Annotated in this window: 17 protein-coding genes; 4 read left to right on the forward strand and 13 right to left on the reverse strand. The window is 67.3% G+C overall.

Features of this window, described 5'->3' with window-relative positions; all coding sequences use genetic code 11:
* Positions 1-4: 4 nt before the first annotated feature.
* From ACR9ZJ_RS05945 to ACR9ZJ_RS05970, 6 genes are read right to left on the reverse strand one after another with little or no spacing between them, the layout of a single operon-like run.
* Entirely contained in the window at positions 5-1,768 is a 1,764-nt protein-coding gene (locus ACR9ZJ_RS05945; protein ID WP_481280070.1) for an ABC transporter transmembrane domain-containing protein, read from the reverse strand.
* A 55-nt stretch (positions 1,769-1,823) separates the two neighbouring features.
* Positions 1,824-2,426, reverse strand: a complete 603-nt coding sequence (locus ACR9ZJ_RS05950) for an IMPACT family protein (RefSeq protein WP_481287164.1) — start codon at positions 2,424-2,426, stop codon at positions 1,824-1,826.
* Entirely contained in the window at positions 2,423-3,151 is a 729-nt protein-coding gene (locus ACR9ZJ_RS05955) for a hypothetical protein (protein WP_481287165.1), read from the reverse strand. Before ACR9ZJ_RS05955 ends, ACR9ZJ_RS05950 begins: the two co-directional genes overlap by 4 nt.
* 1 nt (position 3,152) lies before the next feature.
* The gene (locus tag ACR9ZJ_RS05960; RefSeq protein WP_481280072.1) at positions 3,153-3,707 is read right to left on the reverse strand and encodes an RNA polymerase sigma factor; all 555 of its coding nucleotides are present in this window, start codon (positions 3,705-3,707) and stop codon (positions 3,153-3,155) included.
* Between the two features lie 16 nt (positions 3,708-3,723).
* A complete protein-coding gene (locus tag ACR9ZJ_RS05965) occupies positions 3,724-5,448 on the reverse strand; it encodes a vWA domain-containing protein (RefSeq protein WP_481287166.1) in 1,725 nt (574 codons plus the stop codon).
* 56 nt (positions 5,449-5,504) lie between these two features.
* Entirely contained in the window at positions 5,505-7,016 is a 1,512-nt protein-coding gene (locus ACR9ZJ_RS05970) for a GGDEF domain-containing protein (RefSeq protein ID WP_481280074.1), read from the reverse strand.
* A 252-nt stretch (positions 7,017-7,268) separates the two neighbouring features.
* On the opposite strand from ACR9ZJ_RS05970, the gene ACR9ZJ_RS05975 reads away from it, so the two are divergent.
* Both ACR9ZJ_RS05975 and egtB read left to right on the forward strand, forming a co-directional pair.
* Positions 7,269-7,646 carry a DUF427 domain-containing protein gene (locus tag ACR9ZJ_RS05975; protein WP_481280075.1) on the forward strand — a complete coding sequence of 126 codons (378 nt, stop codon included), beginning with the start codon at positions 7,269-7,271 and terminating at the stop codon, positions 7,644-7,646.
* Between the two features lie 23 nt (positions 7,647-7,669).
* Positions 7,670-9,868, forward strand: coding sequence for an ergothioneine biosynthesis protein EgtB (gene egtB, locus ACR9ZJ_RS05980; RefSeq protein ID WP_481287167.1), 2,199 nt, complete (start codon positions 7,670-7,672; stop codon positions 9,866-9,868).
* Positions 9,869-9,989: 121 nt separating this feature from the next.
* On the opposite strand, the gene pgaD is transcribed toward egtB, so the two are convergent.
* The 6 genes from pgaD to ACR9ZJ_RS06010 all read right to left on the reverse strand — a co-directional run bounded on the left by pgaD (position 9,990) and on the right by ACR9ZJ_RS06010 (position 17,885).
* Positions 9,990-10,433 carry a poly-beta-1,6-N-acetyl-D-glucosamine biosynthesis protein PgaD gene (pgaD, locus tag ACR9ZJ_RS05985; protein ID WP_481280077.1) on the reverse strand — a complete coding sequence of 148 codons (444 nt, stop codon included), beginning with the start codon at positions 10,431-10,433 and terminating at the stop codon, positions 9,990-9,992.
* The gene (gene pgaC, locus ACR9ZJ_RS05990; protein WP_481287168.1) at positions 10,430-11,680 is read right to left on the reverse strand and encodes a poly-beta-1,6-N-acetyl-D-glucosamine synthase; all 1,251 of its coding nucleotides are present in this window, start codon (positions 11,678-11,680) and stop codon (positions 10,430-10,432) included. The genes pgaD and pgaC overlap by 4 nt, the downstream gene beginning before the upstream one ends.
* Positions 11,677-13,560 carry a poly-beta-1,6-N-acetyl-D-glucosamine N-deacetylase PgaB gene (gene pgaB, locus ACR9ZJ_RS05995; RefSeq protein WP_481287169.1) on the reverse strand — a complete coding sequence of 628 codons (1,884 nt, stop codon included), beginning with the start codon at positions 13,558-13,560 and terminating at the stop codon, positions 11,677-11,679. Before pgaB ends, pgaC begins: the two co-directional genes overlap by 4 nt.
* Positions 13,557-15,611, reverse strand: a complete 2,055-nt coding sequence (gene pgaA, locus ACR9ZJ_RS06000; RefSeq protein WP_481287170.1) for a poly-beta-1,6 N-acetyl-D-glucosamine export porin PgaA — start codon at positions 15,609-15,611, stop codon at positions 13,557-13,559. The genes pgaB and pgaA overlap by 4 nt, the downstream gene beginning before the upstream one ends.
* A 223-nt stretch (positions 15,612-15,834) precedes the next feature.
* Positions 15,835-17,178, reverse strand: coding sequence for an ATP-binding protein (locus tag ACR9ZJ_RS06005; protein ID WP_481280081.1), 1,344 nt, complete (start codon positions 17,176-17,178; stop codon positions 15,835-15,837).
* Positions 17,175-17,885, reverse strand: coding sequence for a response regulator (locus tag ACR9ZJ_RS06010; protein ID WP_481280082.1), 711 nt, complete (start codon positions 17,883-17,885; stop codon positions 17,175-17,177). Before ACR9ZJ_RS06010 ends, ACR9ZJ_RS06005 begins: the two co-directional genes overlap by 4 nt.
* A gap of 163 nt (positions 17,886-18,048) precedes the next feature.
* Between ACR9ZJ_RS06010 and ACR9ZJ_RS06015 the strand changes: the two genes are divergently transcribed.
* Together ACR9ZJ_RS06015 and ACR9ZJ_RS06020 are read left to right on the forward strand one after the other, a co-directional pair.
* A complete protein-coding gene (locus ACR9ZJ_RS06015) occupies positions 18,049-18,288 on the forward strand; it encodes a hypothetical protein (RefSeq protein WP_481280083.1) in 240 nt (79 codons plus the stop codon).
* Entirely contained in the window at positions 18,285-19,034 is a 750-nt protein-coding gene (locus ACR9ZJ_RS06020; RefSeq protein ID WP_481287171.1) for a MipA/OmpV family protein, read from the forward strand. The genes ACR9ZJ_RS06015 and ACR9ZJ_RS06020 overlap by 4 nt, the downstream gene beginning before the upstream one ends.
* Positions 19,035-19,038: 4 nt before the next feature.
* On the opposite strand, the gene ACR9ZJ_RS06025 is transcribed toward ACR9ZJ_RS06020, so the two are convergent.
* Positions 19,039-19,230 carry a hypothetical protein gene (locus ACR9ZJ_RS06025; RefSeq protein WP_371024038.1) on the reverse strand — a complete coding sequence of 64 codons (192 nt, stop codon included), beginning with the start codon at positions 19,228-19,230 and terminating at the stop codon, positions 19,039-19,041.
* Positions 19,231-19,306 lie beyond the last annotated feature (76 nt).

Raw genomic sequence — 19,306 nt, forward strand, 5'->3', positions numbered from 1 at the left:
GGGATCAGGCCACGAACTGCAAACGTGCCAACTCGGCGTAGAGGCCGCCCTCGGCCAGCAGGCTCTCGTGCGTGCCCTGCGCCACGATCCGGCCGCCGTCCATCACGACGATGCGGTCGGCGCGCTGCACGGTGGCCAGGCGATGCGCGATCACCAGCGTGGTGCGGCCCTTCTCCAGGCGTTCCAGCGCGTGCTGGATGGCCGCTTCCGATTGCGCGTCGAGCGCCGAGGTCGCTTCGTCCAGCAGCAGCAATGGGGCATCGCGCAGGATCGCCCGGGCGATGGCGATGCGTTGCTTCTGCCCGCCGGACAGGCGCACGCCACGTTCGCCCAGCGCCGCTTCGTAGCCATCGGGCAGGGCGGCGATGAAGCCGTCCGCTTCGGCGAGGCGCGCGGCTTCGCGCACCTCGTCGTCGGAGGCGTCGGCGCGGCCGAAGCGGATGTTGTCCGCGGCGGTGCCGCCGAAGATCACGGTCTCTTGCGGTACCAGCGCGATCGCCCCGCGTAGTTCGGGCAGGGCGAGTGCGCGCAGGTCGATGCCGTCGAAGCGAATGGAGCCGGAACGAGGATCGTGGAAGCGGAGCAGCAAGCTGAAGACCGTGCTCTTGCCGGCGCCCGACGGACCGACGAGCGCCACGGTTTCTCCCGGTGCGATGTCCAGGTTGAAATCGGAGAGGGCGGCCACGTCCGGGCGCGACGGGTAGCGGAATTCCACATGCTCGAAGCGCAACGATCCGGTGACCGGCCGGGGCAGGGGCTCCGGCGCTTCGGGCGTGAAGATGCCGGGCCGTTCGGCGAAGAGTTCGCCGATGCGTTCCATGGCACCGGCGGCACGCAGCACGTCGCCCCATACTTCGGACAGGCCGGCCACCGAGCCGGCGGCGAAGATCGCGTAAAGCACGAACTGGCTCAGCACGCCCGGTGCGAGGTCGCCGGCGATGACGTCGCGTGCACCCGCCCAAAGCACCAGGGTGATCGCGCCGAAGATCAGCACGATCACGGCGGCGGTCAGCAGCGAACGCATGCCGATCCGGCGGCGCGCCGTCGCCAGGGCGAGGTCGATGGCGCGGGCGTAGCGGCGGCTTTCGATCGGTTCGCGCGCGTAGGCCTTGACCGCCTGCGCGGCGTTCAGGGTCTCGTTGGCGACGGCGGCGGCATCGGCGATGCGGTCCTGGCTGTGCCGCGAGAGCTTTTGCACGCGGCGGCCGAAGACGAGGATGGGCAGCATCACCGCCGGGATGACCAGTGCGGTGAGCCCGGCGAGGCGCGGGCTGGTCCAGGCCATGGCCGCCGCGGCGCCGATCAGCATCACCACGCTGCGCAGCGCCACCGAGATGCCGGAGCCGACCAGGGTCTGCACCACTTCGGTGTCCGTGCCCAGGCGGGAGGTGAGTTCGCCGACGCGGGTGCTTTCATAGAAACCCACGTCCAGCCCGATCACATGCTGGTAAAGGGTGGTGCGCAACGAGGCGAGCGAGCGCTCGCCGAGCAGGGCGATGCAGTAATACCGGGCGGCCGTGGCGATGGCCAGGACCACGGCCACGCCGAACAGGCCCAGGAACGTGCCGTTGATCGTGGCGATGCTCGAGGCGAGGAAGCCATGATCGATGATGTGCCGCACCGCCACGGGCAGGAGCAGCGAGGCACCGGACGATATGCCGAGGAACACGAGCCAGCCGATGGCGAGGCCCTTGTGCGGCTTCAGGAACGGCCAGAGATTGCGCAGTGCCCCGATCTTGCGTGATTTCTCCCTGCGTTCGTCGCTCATGCTCGCTTCGCTTCCGGATTCATTCGCCAACGGATGGGGCCATCCGGTGCAGTATTCAACATGGATCGACGCGGCGGGGATGCACCTTGCCCCGGGTCAGGTCGACGATCCGCGCGGCGATGGCGTCCAGCCGGTCCACCGGCGCCCGTACGCTCAGTTCCGCGCCGTCGGCGACGAAGGTCTCCTGTTCGATGGTGGCCTCCATCTCGCGCAATCGTGCCGAGACCAGGGCCAGTTCGCCGAATTCGCAGCGCAGCCGCAGGCATCCGGTGGCGACGATCGGCAGTCGTGGCGCGAGGCGCAGGCACTCCGCGGCCGTCCCCCCATAGGCGCGCGCGAGCCCGCCCGCGCCGAGCTTGATTCCGCCGTACCAGCGCGTGACCAGCACGGCCACGCGGTCGCAGCCCTGGCCGTCGATGGCCTGCAGGATGGGCCGGCCGGCGGTGCCGCCGGGCTCGCCGTCGTCGTTGAAGCGGTAGGCCTCGCCGATGCGATACGCCCAGCAGTTGTGCGTGGCACCCGGATCGCCCACCGAATCGAACCATGCCAGGGCGTCGGCCGGCGATTCGACGGGCATGGCCTGGGCGAGGAAGCGGCTCTTCTTGATCTCTTCTTCGTGGCGCCAGGGCGAGGCGAGGGTTTCCAGCGGTGCACTCAAGGGGGCAGGTCGCGCAGGTCTTGTGGCAGGTCGTAGCGAGGATAGCGCTCGCGCAGCTCGCGCAGGCGCCGCAAGGCTTCCTCGCGCTCTCCCCGGCCGAGCAACTGCCGGATCTCGCCGACGCGGTCGTCCGGACCGAGTTCCGTTTTCATCGCGTGATCGGACACGGCGCCGAAGGCCCGAGGGGCCGGTTTGGACACGGCCGATGACTTGGGTGCCGGCGCGAACGCCTGCCCCGATGCTTGCGCAGGGACTGCTTCGGCTTCCCTTTCCGATGCTGGTATCGGCAGCGCAGGCGCAGGCGCAGGTGCAGCGGGTGCCAACGACCGTGTCGGTGCCGAACGCCGCGCCATCCTCGCCGGGGGCGTCGCAGGTGCCGCCTCTTGCAGGACGACAGGAGCGCTCGCTTGCACGGGCACGTATGCGGTGGACTCGATGTGCTGCGCCGTGGGAGGGGGAGTGGGAAGCGTCGCCGCCACGTCGGGGCGGCTGTCGCGCAGTTGCCACGCCAGGCCGGCGGCCAGCACCAGCACCGCCGCCGATCCCAATGCGATGGGCCAGCGTGCCCGGCGTCGGCGGGCCGGTACCGCACGATCGGCCTGCGCGAGCACCGCCGCGTCCAGCGCGGGGTCGGGCTCGGTCCTTGGCAGGCGCGCGTACAGCGCCGCGAGTTCGCGCTCGTCGGGCAGGTCGTCGTCGTGGGGTGGTGGCGTGTTCGGGTTCATGTCATTCGGCAACGAGTTCTCGTATCCGTGCCATGGCGTAGCGGAGCCGCGATTTCGCGGTTTCCTTGCCCACTCCGGTCACGGCGGCGATGTCCTCCAGGGATAGTTCGTTCTCCATGCGTAGCACGAAGGCCGTTCGTTGTTCGTCGGGAAGGCTTTCGATCGCGCGTTGCATGCGCCGGCGCAGTTCGAAATCCGAAAGGGCGTGATCGGGTTGCTCGCGTTCCGGAGCGGCCTGTGCGGCGAAGACCGCCTCGGCCTCTTCGGCGCCGGCCCGTGGACGCTGCCGCCGGAAGCTGTCCACGGCCAGGTTGTGCGCGATCTGGAGCAACCAGGTGCTGAACTTCGCCTCGGCGCGATAACGCTGGCGCGCGACGATCACTCGGCTCCAGGTCTCCTGGAACAACTCGTCGGCGACCGCCCGGTCTTTCACCGTCTTCAGCAGGAACCGATACAACGGACCCTTGTGCTTCGCGTAAAGCTCCCCGAACGCGGCCGCGTTCCCGCCCGCCCAGGCGAGCATCAGCCCGCCGTCGTCGGTAAGGGGAGCATCCATGGACGGGGAGGTTACCTTATCGCCGCGGGGATTCCGCGACAGGCTCGGTCGACATCCCGCCGGCCATGCTCGCCAGCCTCGACATCTCCGCGCGGTAGCCGCCTTCGTCCTTGCCCTGCGCGCCACGCGCCAACTCGGCGACCTTGTCGTAGCCGAAGCCGTCCACGTACTTGCCGCCGCGCAGGTTCTCCGCGAACGCCGCCACCGCCGCGGCGAAACGCAAGCGCTCGCTCGCTTGCCCTGCGATGTCAGCGGACAAGGGCTGCTCGACAAGCCGGCTCGCGCCGCCATCCGGCGCCTTGTAGCGCAGGCGGAGGAAACCGAGTTCACCGGATGCGGGCGTATCTTTCGCGGAGGCGTAACGCAGCGGATCGACGCGTGCGCCCTTGGAACCTTTCAACGTGATCTCGTACAGCGCGGTGACGCGGGCACCCGCGCCGATCTCGCCCGCATCGACGACGTCGTTGTTGAAGTCTTCGCGTGCGAGGACGCGCTTCTCGTATCCGATCAAGCGGTACTCGGCGACGACTCCCGGGTTGAACTCCACCTGGATCTTCACGTCCTTGGCGATCGTCATCAGCGTCGCCGACATCTCGTCCACCAGCACGCGACGCCCTTCGCCGAGGTTGTCGATGTAGTGGTGGCTGCCGTTACCGGCGTCGGCCAGTTCCACGGCCATTTCGTCGTTGTAGTTGCCTTCGCCGAAACCCAGCGTGGTCAGCGCGATGCCGCTCTTGCGCTTTTCCGCGATGCGGTCTTTCAGGGCCTGCACGCCGACGGTGCCGACGTTGAAGTCGCCGTCGGTGGCGAGGATGACGCGGTTCACGCCGCCCTTGATGAAGCCCTTCGCCGCCTGCGCATAGGCGAGGTCGATGCCGGCGGCGCCGTTGGTGGACCCGCCCGCGCCGAGCGCGTCGATGGCCGCGGCGATCTTCGCGTGTTCGTCGCCCGGCGTGGAAGGCAAGGCGACGCAGGTCGCGCCGGCGTAGGTCACCAGCGAGATACGATCGGCCGCGCGCAGCTTCGGCACGATCTGCTTCAGCGAGGCCTTGAGCAGGGGCAACTTGTCCGGCTCGTCCATGGAACCGGACACGTCCACGAGGAAGACGAGGTTGGCTGGAGGAATCTCGCTGGCGGGCACGCTGTATCCCTGGATGCCGATGAGCAGCAGCTGGCGCTCGGGATTCCATGGCGCGGGCGCGAATTCCGTCGTGACGCCGAACGGCTTCGCGTGACTCGTCGGCACCGTGTAGCCGTAGTCGAAGTAGTTGATGAATTCCTCGGTACGGACGGCGTCGACGGGCGGCAGGCGGCCTTCGTTGAGCATGTGCCGCACGTTCGTATACGAGCCGGTGTCGACGTCGATGCTGAAGGTCGACACCGGGTCGCCGGCGGCGAGATGGACGGAATTCGGCGTGCGATGCGCGTAGTTCTCGCGGTCGACGGGCAGGTAGGGCGGCGCGATCGCGGTGGCGTAACCGATTTGCGCCACGGATTCGACCAGCGCCTGCGGTGCGGCCTTCGTCATGGCCGGCGGTGCGGGTGCGGTGGCCGGAGCGGCCATCGCGTGCGCGAGCATCCGCCGAACCGGCATGCCTTGGCCGGGCTGGCAGCCGTTCTCATCGGCCGGCGGCGGTGACGTGTCGTGCCGCGCGGCGAAGGCATCGCCCGAGGCGGCCACCCCGGCGGTGGCGACCAACCCGGCGAACAGGAGGGAAAGCGTGACGCGGAGCGTATTCATCGTGCATGGCCTCGTGGGTGACATGACGGTGAAACGCAGGGAGGGATGGATCGGGGTTAACCGGTGTGACGCGATTCGTTCAGCCGGGTCGGATCCGCCCGCGGTTCCTCGCCCGCGCTCACCCGGTTCCGGCCGGTCTGCTTGGCCCGGTAGAGCGCGCGGTCGGCCGCGTTGAGCAGGTCCAGCGGGCCGCCATGCGCACTCACCTGCACGTGGGCCACGCCGATGCTGATGGTGACCACGCCGAAGGGACTCGAAGGATGGATGATCGCCAGCGCCTCGACCTGTGCCCGCAGGTCCTCGGCCAGGGCCAGGGCGTCGGTAAGGCGGGTGCCGGGAGCGATGACGGCGAATTCCTCGCCACCGAACCGGGCGACGAAATCTCCCGCGCGGACGCCGCGTCCGATAAGTCCGCCGACGAGGGAACGCAGGCAGTCGTCGCCCGCCAGGTGGCCGTAGCGGTCGTTGTATTCCTTGAAGAAGTCGACGTCGATCATCAACAGGGAGATCGGTTCCTGTTGGCCCGGGCGATGCCATTCGCGCAGGAGGCGCTCGTCGAGCGCCCGTCGGTTGGCCAGGCCGGTGAGGCTGTCGACGAAGACCAGTCCTTGCAGCTCGTCGCGGCTGCGCGATAACCGGTATTCCTCCTCGACCAGGCCGACCTGGGCCAGCGTGCCGCGCAGGCCGATGCCGATCACGGCGGCGATGGCCCCCACGATGCCCAGCGTGGGATAGCCCGGGATCACCATGAGCCCGAAACCCAGCACGCTCATGGCCAGGAAGGTCGGGCTCGCGCTCAGCACGAAGCGCACGAGGTAGACCGGCGGATGCCAGTGCCGCCTCGGCTGGCGCATTGTCGCCGTGACGAAGAGTGCGAGGAAGGGCAGGTCCAGCAACGCGTCCCAGGGCGACGTGCCGAATTCCGGATGTCCACCCAGCGCCACATAGTGGTTGTAGAAGTAACCGGAAAGCGCATAGGTGACGAAGAACGCCGTCACGCCACGAAAGAAAAAATGATCGTCCGCGCGGTCGGTCGCCAGGTAGCGCAGCGACGCGGCCAGCGCGAGGCAGGCGTTCTCGAAGTCGAGCATGTAGGCGATGTCGATCGCCTGCTGCGTCGCCATCGCGCCCTGCACCGACACGATGGAGAACGTGCGCACGTAGAACAGTACCCCGAGCAGGGCGGCCAGGATCAGGTCGATCGTGACGGCCCATTTCTTGCGCGCCGGCACGGGAGCCGACGAGACGGCCACCAGCACGGGCAGCACGTACAGGATGTAGAAGAACATGCTGTCGCCGGGCGCAGGGTTGGAGTTTTCCAACACATAGTTCTGCCGGGCGGACAGCGACATGCCCACGGTCCACAGGGCGAGGCTGGCGAACAGCAACCACCAGCGCCGGTCACGCGGCGGCCCCGAGCGGCGCCAGGCCGATACCACGCTGCCGAGCGCCAGCGCCGCGACGGTAAAGAAGCACACATAGGAGACTTCCATGCCCCCGGAAGGCATGTTCGCCAGTGCGATCACGTGGACCAGGACGATGGCCACCGCGACGATGACTGCTTTCATGGCGTGCCTCCCCCTGCCTGCAACGCAATAGTCATATCGGCGGGGACGGCGGGAAGTTGAGGTCCATGAACGGATGTTAAGCCTGGGGCGGACCAAGATGTGAAGGTACTGACGGACCGGGGCGGCGGTTTTCCGGTCCAAGACCCCAATCTTTGCCTATCGGTAATCTCACCTGTTCCGGGTCGTCGTCTTGGATTCCCTGCGTAGGGGTCGCAGGATGTCAGCCTGATTTCGTCACCGAAGGAGCGTGCCATGTCCTCACATCCCGTGAAGATCCCCGGCCCCGACCATCCCATCACGATCGCGCCGGCGGGTGGCAGGGTGGTGGTGCGTGACGGCGACCGGGTCGTCGCCGACACCCGCGACGCGCTCGTGCTCAAGGAAGCCAGCTACCCGCCCGTGTTCTACATCCCCCGTGCCGATGCCGACATGGCCTCGTTGCGCCGGACCGAGCACCATACGCATTGTCCTTACAAGGGTGAAGCCTCGTATTACAGCCTCCCGGGCAACGAGGAAAGGGCGATCAATGCGATCTGGACCTACGAGGAGCCGCACGAGGCGGTCTCGTCGATCCGCGGTCACCTCGCTTTCTATCCCGACCGCGTGCGCATCGAGCACACGCCCGGCTGACCGTCCCGCCACGGAGCCCATCCATGCAAGCTTTCGTCGACACCACCTGGGCGCCAGGCGCCGCCTCCCACCGCGCCGGCACGAGCGCGACCGCCGCCCGATGTCAGCCCGGCCTCTCGCTCCGCGAACGTTACGACGCCGTGCGGGCGCGTACCGAGGCGCTCGTCGCGTCGCTCGGCCCGGAGGACATGGTCGTCCAGTCGATGCCCGATGCCAGCCCCGCCAAATGGCACCTGGCGCACACGACATGGTTCTTCGAGACCTTCCTGCTCGGACCGAACGTGCCCGGCTACGACGTCTTCGATGCCGAATTCGGGTATCTCTTCAATTCCTACTACGAAACCGTCGGCCCGCGTCATCCGCGACCGTTGCGCGGCTTGCTGACCCGGCCGTCGATCGATCGCGTGATCGCCTATCGCCATCACGTGGACACGCATATGCGGGCCTTTCTCGCTGGCGCGATAGGCCCCGAGCTGGAAGCGCTGCTGCGGCTCGGCTTCGCCCATGAGGAACAGCACCAGGAACTGCTGGTGATGGATGTGCAGCACCTGTTCGCGCAGTCGCCGCTGAAACCGGCCTTCGATCCGGCATGGTCCGCGCCGGCACCCGGTCCGACAGGCCGGTTCCGCCCGGTGGGCGGTGGGCCGGTGCGCATCGGTGCCGTCGACGAATCCTTCGCCTTCGACAACGAAGGTCCCAGGCACACGGTTTGGCTGGAGCCGTTCGAGATCGCCGACCGCCTGGTCACCAACGGCCAATGGCTGGCCTTCATGGCGCTCGGCGGCTATCGCCGCGCCGACCTGTGGCTTTCCGACGGATGGGCTCAGCGCCAGGAGGAAGGATGGGAATCGCCGCTCTACTGGCAGCACGACGGCGAAGCCTGGTCGCACATGACTCCCGGCGGCTGGCGGCCGGTCGATCCCGACGCGCCGGTAACCCATGTCAGTTACTACGAAGCGGAGGCTTTCGCGCGCTGGGCCGGTGCACGTCTGCCGACGGAAGCGGAGTGGGAGCACGCCATGCGTACACGCGACGACCTGGAGCAGGTCGACGATGTCGCCTGGCAGTGGACGGCCAGTTCGTACTCGCCGTATCCGGGGTTTCGCGCGGCGGACGATGCGGTCGGTGAGTACAACGGGAAGTTCATGATCGGCCAGATGGTCTTGCGTGGTGGCGCCAGCGTCACGCCGTCAGGGCACGCACGGATCTCGTACCGTAATTTCTACCGGCCCGGGCAGCGCTGGATGTTCAGCGGCGTGCGCCTCGCGCGCGATCCCGCGTTCACGCCGGATGGCGACCGCCTGGCCTTCCTGCGCGACACGCTGGCCGGGCTGTCCTCGTCACCGAAGACCTTCTCGCCGAAGTACTTCTACGACGGGGCGGGGTCCGACCTGTTCGAGGCGATATGCGTCACGCCGGAGTATTATCCGACGCGCACGGAGACGGCCTTGCTTCATGAGATCGCTCCTGCGCTCGCCGCAGGTATTCCGCAAGGCGCCGTGCTGCTCGAATTGGGCAGTGGGGCGAGCGACAAGACGCGGATGCTGCTCGACGCCGCGCCCTGGATTTCCGCCTACGTTCCGGTGGATATCAGCGCCGCCGCGCTGGATGGCGCGGTGACTCGTTTGCGTGAGGCGTATCCGTCGCTCGCGGTGCATCCGGTGGTGGGTGATTTCACCCACGCGATCGAGGTTCCGAAGGCCTTGGCGGGACGTCCCGTCGTGGCGTTCTTCCCTGGTTCCACGATCGGCAATTTCACGCCAGCGGAGGCCATCGCCTTGCTGCGTTCGGTGCGGGAACGGCTCGGGCCGGGTGCGCGCTTCATCGTGGGAGCGGATCAGGTCAAGGACGTGGACGTGCTGCTCGCCGCCTATGACGATGCCGCCGGCGTGACCGCCGCGTTCAACCGCAACGTGCTCGTTCGCATCAACCGTGAACTCGACGGCGATTTCGATCCCGAGGCGTTCGAACACCGCGCGGTGTGGAACGCGGAACTCGAACGCATCGAGATGCACCTGGTGAGCCGCGAGGCGCAGCGCGTGACGGTCGCCGGTCAGTCGTTCGCCTTCGCCGCCAGCGAGTCGATCCACACGGAGAACTCGCACAAGTTCACGCCGGCGTCGTTCGCATTACTGGCGGAAGCGGGTGGGTGGCGGATCGAGAAGGAATGGGTGTCGGCGGCGCCGGCGTTCGGAGTGTTTTCCCTGGTGGCGGCTTCGTAGGGGATCGGCCGCCTTCTACCGGCTACGAGCATCGCGGCCGAGGCCGCTTCCCACCCTGTGTGCCGCTTGCAGGGTGGGATGCTGCTTGCAAGGGGTGGGAAGCGCCCTGGGGCGCGATCGCTCACCGAACCTCGATCACCTTCATGTAACCCCCATCCGAAACGCTGACCACCGAGCGCCGGTGGCCCTGCATCTTCACCGCGTCGTCCACCGAGGCGCCGATCGCCGAAGCGGTCTCGGCCACGCCCACCGGCTTGTTGCCGCGACGCTTCTGCTTTCCCGCGAAGCGGGCGTGGTTGTAGCCCGACCAGCTGGTGAATACGACGGCACAGGCGATGGCCACGATGAGGATGACGTTGATATCGCCGCCGTCGCCGATCGGACCGAGCACGTGCAACTGCAACCAGGCGCTGCGCACGCCGAACGCCCACGCGCCCAGGGTGAGCAAGGGCAGCCACAGGAAGACCCAGAATAGCCAGGCGAAGATGGTGACGGTGGTGAACACCGCCTTTTGCGCCTTCGATTGACGTTCGGGCCGCTGGATGAGGATGGCTTCGGCTTTCATCGCAGTCCCCTGTCCGGGCTGACCCAGACCGCGCGCGTGCCCTTGCGTTTCAGCAAGGCCTTGGGCATCGCGACGATCGAGGTCGCCGTGTTGAGCAGCCAGTACACCAGCGGGTACCAGATCATCCAGTAGTAGTTGCGGCCGATGCGCGTCTCGTAGCGACGGTCCACCAGCAGGCTGATGAGGAACTGGAGCAGGCAGATCGCGCCGAGCACCACGCCATGCCATTGCGGCAGCAGCGTGTCGATGTACAGCGACGGTGGCAGATCGATAAAGCGACCGAGCAACCAGAGCACGATGATGATGGCCATGGTGTACGACCAGAGCAGGCTCATCACGTATTCGAACGCTACAGGCCACATGCGCCGCTGGCGCCACTTGAACAGTTTCGTCGTGTAGCGCAGGAGGACCTCGGACCCTCCCTGGGCCCAGCGCAGGCGCTGCTTCCACAAGCCGCGAAGCGTTTCCGGCATGAGGATCCAGCACAGCGCGTTCGGCTCATAGCGGATTTCCCAATGGCGCATCTGCAACCGCCAGCTCACGTCGATGTCCTCGGTGACCATGTCGGTGTTCCAGTAACCCACGTCGTGCAGCGCGCTCTTGCGGAAACAGGCGATCACGCCGGATACCGTGAAGATGCGCCCATACACGCGCTGCGCACGCTTGATCAGGCCGATGATCGAGGAGAACTCGCCGACCTGCAGCTTGCCCAGCAAGGTGGAGCGGTTGCGGATGCGCGGGTTGCCCGTGACCGCGGCGACGCGCGGGCTTTCGAGCATGTGCATCATCATCCAGTGCGTGGCGTAGTCGTCGAGCAGGGCGTCGCCGTCGACGCAGACAAGGAAGTCCGAGCGGGCGGCGAGCGCCGCCGCGCGCAGGCCCATGGCCTTGCCCTGGTTGCTCGACATGTGGATCACGCGCAGGGCGGGGTACTGCTCCATCAGCTGGTCGAGTTGCGCGCCGGTGTCGTCGGTGGAACCGTCGTTGATCGCGATGATCTCGAAGTTCGGGTATTGCTGCGTGGCGAGGTGCGCGATGGTCTCGCGTACCTGGTCGCCCTCGTTGTGGCAAGGCACGACGAGGGTGACCATCGGATAAGAGGGCAGCACGTGCGGTTGCACGCGTGCCGGCTCGCGGCGCTCCCAGCGCACGAAATAGATGATGCCGCCGCTCATCCAGATGAGCGACATCACCAAGGGATAGTAGAAGGCGAACTCGAGTAGCGCGTGCAGGATGCCGCTGTTCATCGCGCGGGCTCCCGGTAAGGATAATCGGCCGCCGAGATATAGGGACGTATCGCTTCCAGGGCGGGATGGTCGTGGACGAAGTCGTCCGGGTAGTAGCCGATGTGGCGCGCACCCGCGGCCTGCACCGCGCGCATGCGCGCGGCGAGGTCGCGATCGGCGATCGGCTGGTGCGTTCGCCAGTCTCGCGTGGCGAACTCGAACAGCGTGCGCTCCATGGCCCCCGGCGTGGCGTTCACCTGCGCGACGAGCGTGCGGTACCAGCCCAACCGGTCGGCTTGCCGGTCGAGTTGGGGCATGGCCATGATCGCGGTCATGTCGTAGGCGTTGTTGAAGGCCGGCAGCGCCTGCGCGAACCAGGCCTCGGCCTTCGGTTGCAGGATCGGCCGTGCGTAGATGTTGCGCGCGGTGAGTAACTGCGGGCGCCAGCGTTTCATGCGCCGGGCCAGTTCCAGGGTGAAATCGATCAACGCCTGCGTGTTCTGCGCCGGCGTATTCCTGGCCCAGGGGCCGAGGTTATCGGTATCGCGCAGGTAGGCGTCGTCGGAGAACAACACGCCGGCTTCGTCGGTGTGCATCGCCAGGTCTTCGTAGACGTCGCCGATCAGGCCACGCACCGTGGCGTCGTACGGCGCCAGGCGGTAGTGATCGCCGCCGGGCTTGGGTTCGCCCGCCAGCGAGGGCAGGTCCTTGCCGTTCGGGAAACGGAAGGCCAATACCGGCATCCATGCATACACGCGAACGCCGGCGCGGGTACGCAACTGCCACGACACGCGCGAGAAGAGATCGGCGCGCACCGGCAGGTGGCGGTTCGGAAAATACACGGCATCGGCCACGCCGTCGCCGTCGGGGTCCGCATAGGCCTGCAACCACACCACGCTCGGATGCATGCGCTTGATCCGGTCGAGCAGGTGGGACAGGTTGCGATCCTGCTGGGCGGGATCGGGATCGTAGACGTAGTCGAGATCGACCTGCACGGCACGTATCGGGTCGACTCGCGTCTGGTGGCGCATCAGCCAGCCGAGGCGGTTGGCGGTGACGTTGCCGCTGACCAGCAGTCGCGGAATCGTGCGCCCCGGGACCAGGTTGGGCAGGTTGTCGCCGAGGCTGAAGGTCACCGTCATGCCCAGCTCGCCGGCGATGTCGCGACCTACCTGGGTATACGCGCCGTACGGCCACGCGATCGCGCGCGGCCGTACGCCGATGTGCTTCTCGATCTCGTCCGCGCTGTGTGTAAGGTCGGTGCGGATGCGATCCGCATATTCGCCGGCGGTTTCGTAACGCCGCTTCGCCGTGTCGTAGGCCAGAGCCGCCGCCGTGGGCAGCAGGTTGCCCTGCGGATTCGCGTTCAGGCCCTGGTGCATCTGCCAGGAGTGCGAAGCGAACTCGACCAGGCGGGAAGCATGCATTTCCGCGACCTGCTCCCAGGTCAGAAAGCACGAGCGGTCGCAATCGGCCCCGTTGTAGGGCATGCGTTGCCCCGGTGCCATGTCCATCCAGGAGCCCACCAGTGCCTGCACCGCGGGGTAGTTATAAGCCCGCAACAGGGGATAGACGCGCGTGTAGAAGCTTTCCAACCCGTCGTCGAAGGTCAGCAGGACGGCGTTGGCGGGCAGCGGAGCACCGCCATGGCTGGCTTGCACGACCTGGTCGAGACTGACGACGTGGTAACCGTTGGCCTTGAGCCAGTCGAAGTGGGCGACGAGATGGTCGGTGCTGGTGGCGTCCGGATCGCGATCGGCGGTCAGGCCGACGTCGTCGCGGACGTCATGGTAGGCGAGCACGATGAGGCGCGGCTGCACGGATGCGGCCGGCTGCGCGAACGCAGGAAGCGCGAGCCCGAGCAGGGCAAGCAGGATCAACAGCGGGCGCATCGTACTCATTCTCCCCAGTGCATCGTCAGGTCGAGGACGACGCGGTGTTCGCGACGGCCGTCGTAAGGTTGGTTGTGCCAGCCGATGCCCCAGCCGAAATGCACGCCGGGGCCGGTCTGGATCGTCTGGCCATAACGTACGGTGGCCATCCAGTCGGTGGCGAAACCTTGTTCGGCGTACTGGCCCACGGCCACGTCGATGCGCTGGGTCACGCTTCGCTCGTAGAACTGGCCGAGCAGGTTTTCCAGCCGGCCGGTGACCGCATAGCTGTGATCGCGGCGCGGATTGAAGTAGGGACGGTCGGTTCGCGTGTTCATCGAGCCGCCGAGTTCCAGGCCGCCATCGAGGGTGAGGTTCGGCGCCGTGTGCAGGCGCTGCGTCAGCGTGGCGAGCCAGCCGCTGCGTTTGTTGCCGTCGCTGAAATCGTCGCGCGACAGGCCGAGCCGGGCCTGGGTGAGTTCGCTGGCACGCCAGGTCACGGCGGTATCCAGCGTCTTCGCCGAGATGCCGTAGTACTGCGCACGCAGCGGGGTATCTTCGCCGGCGGTGCTGAAATCGGCGGCCCACGACCAATGATCGCTCAGCGACCAGTCGAAGCCGGCTTCGATCGCCGTCTTGTCCACGTAGCTGTCGGTCGCGGGCAGCGCCTGCACGTACGCTTCGAGGCGACGGGCGTAGCCACGGATGCCGAAGCCCACGCGACTGCGCCGCACGTCGCCCTCGGGCAGGTCCGCGGTCGAATAGCGGCCGAGCGCGATCACGCGCCAGTGATCGTCGATGAGCGGGCTGGCGATGGTCGCCTGGGTGGTGCCGTCGCGATCGCCGAAGTCGGGGCTGGAGCCCTTGCCCTGTTCGGTGCCCAGGTCGAACTGCCACCCGCGTTCGCGATCCCATGAGCGCAGCGCGCGCTCGACGCGGCCGTTGCGATCGGCCAGGGTCTGCGCGAGGGCGAGGTTCTCGTCCACGCCCTCGTAGTCGTTCAGCGCCCGGCTTGCGTCGGCCTCGCCGATATACGCACCGACATCGCGGCGGTCGAGCGTGGCGGCGATGTTGAAATCGTCCTGTGCGCGGCGGGGCCAGCCACGGGCGAGTTCCACCATGCCCAGTTCGCGGCGGATCTGCGAATTGGCCGGGGCTTCGCGGCTGAGCGGTTCCAGCCGGGCATACGCTTCCGCCGGCATGTTCACGTACTCGCGCAATGTCGCGGCGTTGAGGTCGGCGTCGACCTTGCGCGCATTCTGGATCGGCAGGCGGATGCCGGGCACGCGCTCCCACGCCGGTTCCTTCGCGGCCAGGTCGTCGATCGTCCTGAACGCCTTCGCCGTCTCGCCCGCCTCGAGGTAGGCGTACATCAGGCCGATCCGCGGTTCGCTTTCGTTGGCGCCGTAGGGGCCGGGGTCCTTCGCGATGCTCGCTTCGTAGAGGGTGGCGGCTTCGGCCGGCCGGCGCTTCACCAGCAGGGCGTCGGCCGCGGCGCGTTGGACGTAAGGAGGCAACTCGACGCCTTGCTTGCGCAAGGCGTCGTAACGCGAGACGGCCTCGTCGGCGAGGCCGGCGCGATCCAGCGCGACGAGCAGGTCGAGTTCCGCGCGTTGGCGCAAGCCGGCGGGCAGCGCCGGGTCGTCGGCCAGGCGGCGTGCGTCGGCGACCGCGCGATCGGCTTCGGCGTAGGGATGGGTGGGATCGGCGGGTTCGCCGTCGGCCCAGCGTATTTCCTGGGCGACGTGGTCGGCGTCGCGGCGGTGCGTCGCGGCGGCATCCGGGGCCGGCCGCAGTTTTTCCGCCAATTCCTTGGCGCGCGTCGTTGCGCCCAATTCCGTCAATAACGTGACGTTGAGCGCCTGCGCCTCACCATCGGCGGGCCAGCGGTCGAGGATCGCCTGGCAGAGGGCGAGGGCGTCCACGCGGTGGCCCGCATCCCGCTCCTGGTGCAGCCTGGCCATCAGCGCATCGCGCTCCGCGGGCTTGTCGGCGGCCACGGCCAACGGTCCGTGCAGTGCCAGCAGCAATGCCAGGCACAGTCGTCCCCTTGCCACACGCCTGTTGCGCGGAGCTGTCATCGAATTCCGTCCCATCCTGTAAACATGATCCCTAACGGCCGTTCCGGATGGTCATTACCGGCACGGGGTGAAAAGAAGAACGGTATTTTCGCTGCAAGCACCATGCCGAGGGTAGCCGGCACCGCGAAAAGGCATGCCGGCCATCGCGGCTAGGCCGAAAGGCATAGCCTCGACGCAAACTCCATCATCGTCTGTCGACGTGGCGTGTGCGCCCGCGGCGCGCTCAGGTCCGGGCGGACTCGATGGGCAGCAGCAGGGTCGCCGCCAAGCCATGCGCCGTATTGCCCAGCACGACATCACCGCCGTGGCCGCGCACGATGCTGCGCGCGGTGGGCAGGCCGAGGCCGACGCCGCCGGTGTTCCGGTTTCGCGAGCTCTCGCCGCGGAAGAAGGGACGGAACACGGTCTCCTGAAGCGGCTCGGGAATGCCCGGCCCGTTGTCGAGGATGCGCAGTCGCACGTGCTCGATGTCCGTGTCGAGTTCGACGTGGGTCTGGCCGCCATAGCGCATGGCGTTCCCCAGCAGGTTCGCGATGGCTCGCTTCAGCGCGATCGGGCGACCTTCATAGATCAACCGGGCAGGGCCGGCGTAGGTCACCTCGCCACCTTCGTCGCGGCCGTCGTCGATCACGGTCTGGACCAGCTCGGCGAGGTCGAAACGGGTGGGAGCCTCTTCCTCGCCGTCGCCCCGGAAGAAGGCGAGGGCGGCGTCGATCATGGAGCGCATTTCGTCCACGTCGGCGAACAGCTTGCGCTGTTGCTCGGGCTCGTCGATGTATTCGCCGCGCAGGCGGATACGCGTGAGCGGCGCGCGCAGGTCGTGGGAGATCGCCGCCAGCATATCCGTGCGGTCGCGGACGAACCGCTGGATGCGCCCCTGCATCTCGTTGAAGGCCCGCATGGCCACTCGCAGCTCCATCGGACCCTCGGGACGTATCGGCGGCGCCTTCACGTCGGCGCCGAAACGTTCGGCGGCCGCGGCGAGCCGACGCATGGGCCGGGAGAGGTGGCGGCTGGCCACCGCGGCCACGACCACGCTGGAGAACATCACGAACAGCCCGATCACCAGGTAGCGCGTGTAAGGGTGGACGCCCCAGATGCGCGTGGCGGTGTCGAAAGTCAGCCAGCTGCCGTCGTCCATTTGCACGGCGAGCATGTAGTGGGTCTGTCCGGAGCGCCCCTCGGGATCGTCGTCATGCGGGTCGAAGGCTTCCATTCGCCGGTGCCCGAGTATCTCCACCAGTGGCTCCTTGAACGATGTCGCATCCTGGTCCGAAGCCGGCATCGGCACCTGGTCACGCGATGCGTACCAGTGCACGCCGTATTCCTCGTGATCCGAGATCGCGGCGGCCATGCGTGGCCGGTCGGCCACGGGAGTGGCGTCCACGGCCTTCAACATGATGCCCATCTGCTTCAAGAGTCCGCTCCGGACGATATCCGGTCGGGCCCAGACGCTGGCGAAGGCGATGACGGCGACATTGAGCAGCGCCACCATGAGGATGGCGAAGACGATGTTCACCATCAGCCAGCCGGCGAGCGTGTTCAAGCGCCAGTTGAAGACGCTCATGTGCTCTCCACCGGCACGGCGAACATGTAGCCGGCGTTGCGGATGGTGCGGATCAATTCCGGTGCCGCGCTGTCATAGCCGAGTTTGCGGCGCAGGCGGCTCACCTGCACGTCGATGCTGCGATCGAAGGCTTCGTGGCGGTTGCCGCGTGCCAGGTCGATCAGTTGCTCGCGCGTGAGCACGCGCTGCGGATGCTCGACGAAGGCCAGCAGGAGATCGAATTCACCGCCGGACAACGGGACGAGGGTGCCGTCGCCCGCGCGAAGCTCGCGACGCGCGACGTCGAGTTGCCAGCCGGCGAAGCGCACGGCCACGCGCGTGCCCGTGGCCGGGCCCGGCAACGCGGCGTCCGCGCGACGCAGGATGGCGCGCACGCGCGCCAGCAATTCGCGCGGATCGAACGGCTTCGCCAGGTAATCGTCGGCGCCGACTTCCAGGCCGACGATGCGCTCGGAGGTGGCGCTGGTGGCGGTCACCATGATGATCGGCAGCGATGACTTCGCGCGCACGCGCCGGCATAGCGACAGGCCGTCCTCGCCGGGGAGCATGAGGTCCAGCGTCATCAGGTCGTACGTGCCACGGGCCAGTCGTTCGTCCATGGCCACGCCGGACGAGGCCACGTCCACTTCGAAGCCATTGCGTTCGAGGAAGCGCCGGAGAAGGGCACCGATTTCCTCGTCGTCGTCCACTACCAGGATGCGTCTCAAGCCCGTCGGTCTCGTTGCGAAAATACCGTCGTTATAGCCGCTGGAGTGCGCCAAGTCATTTATTTCACGGTCGAAACAATATGTCGCCACCGCAGGAAAACAGACAAATCGAAGCAAACGTCCATGGGCACGCTTGTCACACCTCTTCCCATCAGGTGCCACGATGCGTCTGCCCGTCCTCGTTCGTTCCCGCCTGCGCGGCCGTCCACGCGACCCTTCCATCGAGGCGATCGCGATCGCCTCGCGCCTCGAGCCCGATCCCACGCTCCGCGACGATTGGTTCCACCATGATCCCATCCACGAACTTCGCGGCCTGACCGCGGAACGCGCCATCGCTTCGGGCAAGGCCGGCGAACTGGTGCGGTTGTTGCGCTCCATCGAAGCGGGGAGGCGCGGACGATGACGCGTCGCTTCTTCTCCGTGGCGATGGGTGGCTTGCTTGCCGTGCCGGCCGTCGCACTGGCCGCCGAGGATGCCGGTTCCTCGTGGGCGCTCGGTGCGGGTTTCGGCGTGGTGCGCCGGCCGTACAAGGGCATGGATAACGACACCGTGGCGTTCCCTTTCATTCGTTATGAAAGCCAACGGCTCAACATCCTCGGCACCGGCGCCGACTTCAAGTTCGCCCCGGTCGGCGCGTTCTCTTTCCGCCTGCGCGCTCGCTACGACTTCGGCGATGGCTACGATGCCGGCGATTCCTCGTTCCTGCGCGGGATGGCCGACCGCAAGGGTGGATTCCGGGCGGGTGCCGCCGTGGTCTGGCGACCCGGTCCGATGGAGATGTCGCTCGACTGGCTGGCAGGCCTGGGCAGCGCCAAGGGAAAGAAGGCCAACCTGAGCTTGGGGGTGCCGCTCCACGCCGGTCCGCTGCGAATCACGCCCTACGTCGCCGCCGGATGGGTCGATCGGACCTATGCCACCTGGTATTTCGGCGTCCGCTCGTCCGAGGCGCGTCCCGGTCGTCCCGCCTATGAGGCGGATGCGACGGTGAACGTCTCGGCCGGCGTTCGTGCCGACTACCCGTTCGCCCAGCGCCATGCCTTGTTCCTGGACGTGAGCGGCACGCGCTACGGAAGCGAGATTCGTGACAGCCCCATCGTCGACCGGTCGAACTCGACGATGGTCCGGGTCGGTTACGCCTACCGGTTCTGACGCGTCAGGGGTTGACCGAGGCCTGCAATGCGGCGGCCAGGCCGGCGTCGCCGCTCAGTACGTCCTTCCAGGCAAGCGACACGCCGTTTCGCTTGCCCTTGGCTACCAGTTTCAGGCCGTCGGGGTCGATGGTGAGGGTATAGGCCTGGCCATCGACCTCGAGTTCGCGTTTGAGCGGTTTATCCAGCGGGGTCATGGATCGGACTCCTTGGAAGGGGCCCCAAGCATGTGGCCAGCTTTGTCTGGGACCGGTGTAGGCGGCCCAAAAAGGG

This window comes from Luteibacter sp. KNZ12-1A (genome assembly GCF_056755675.1).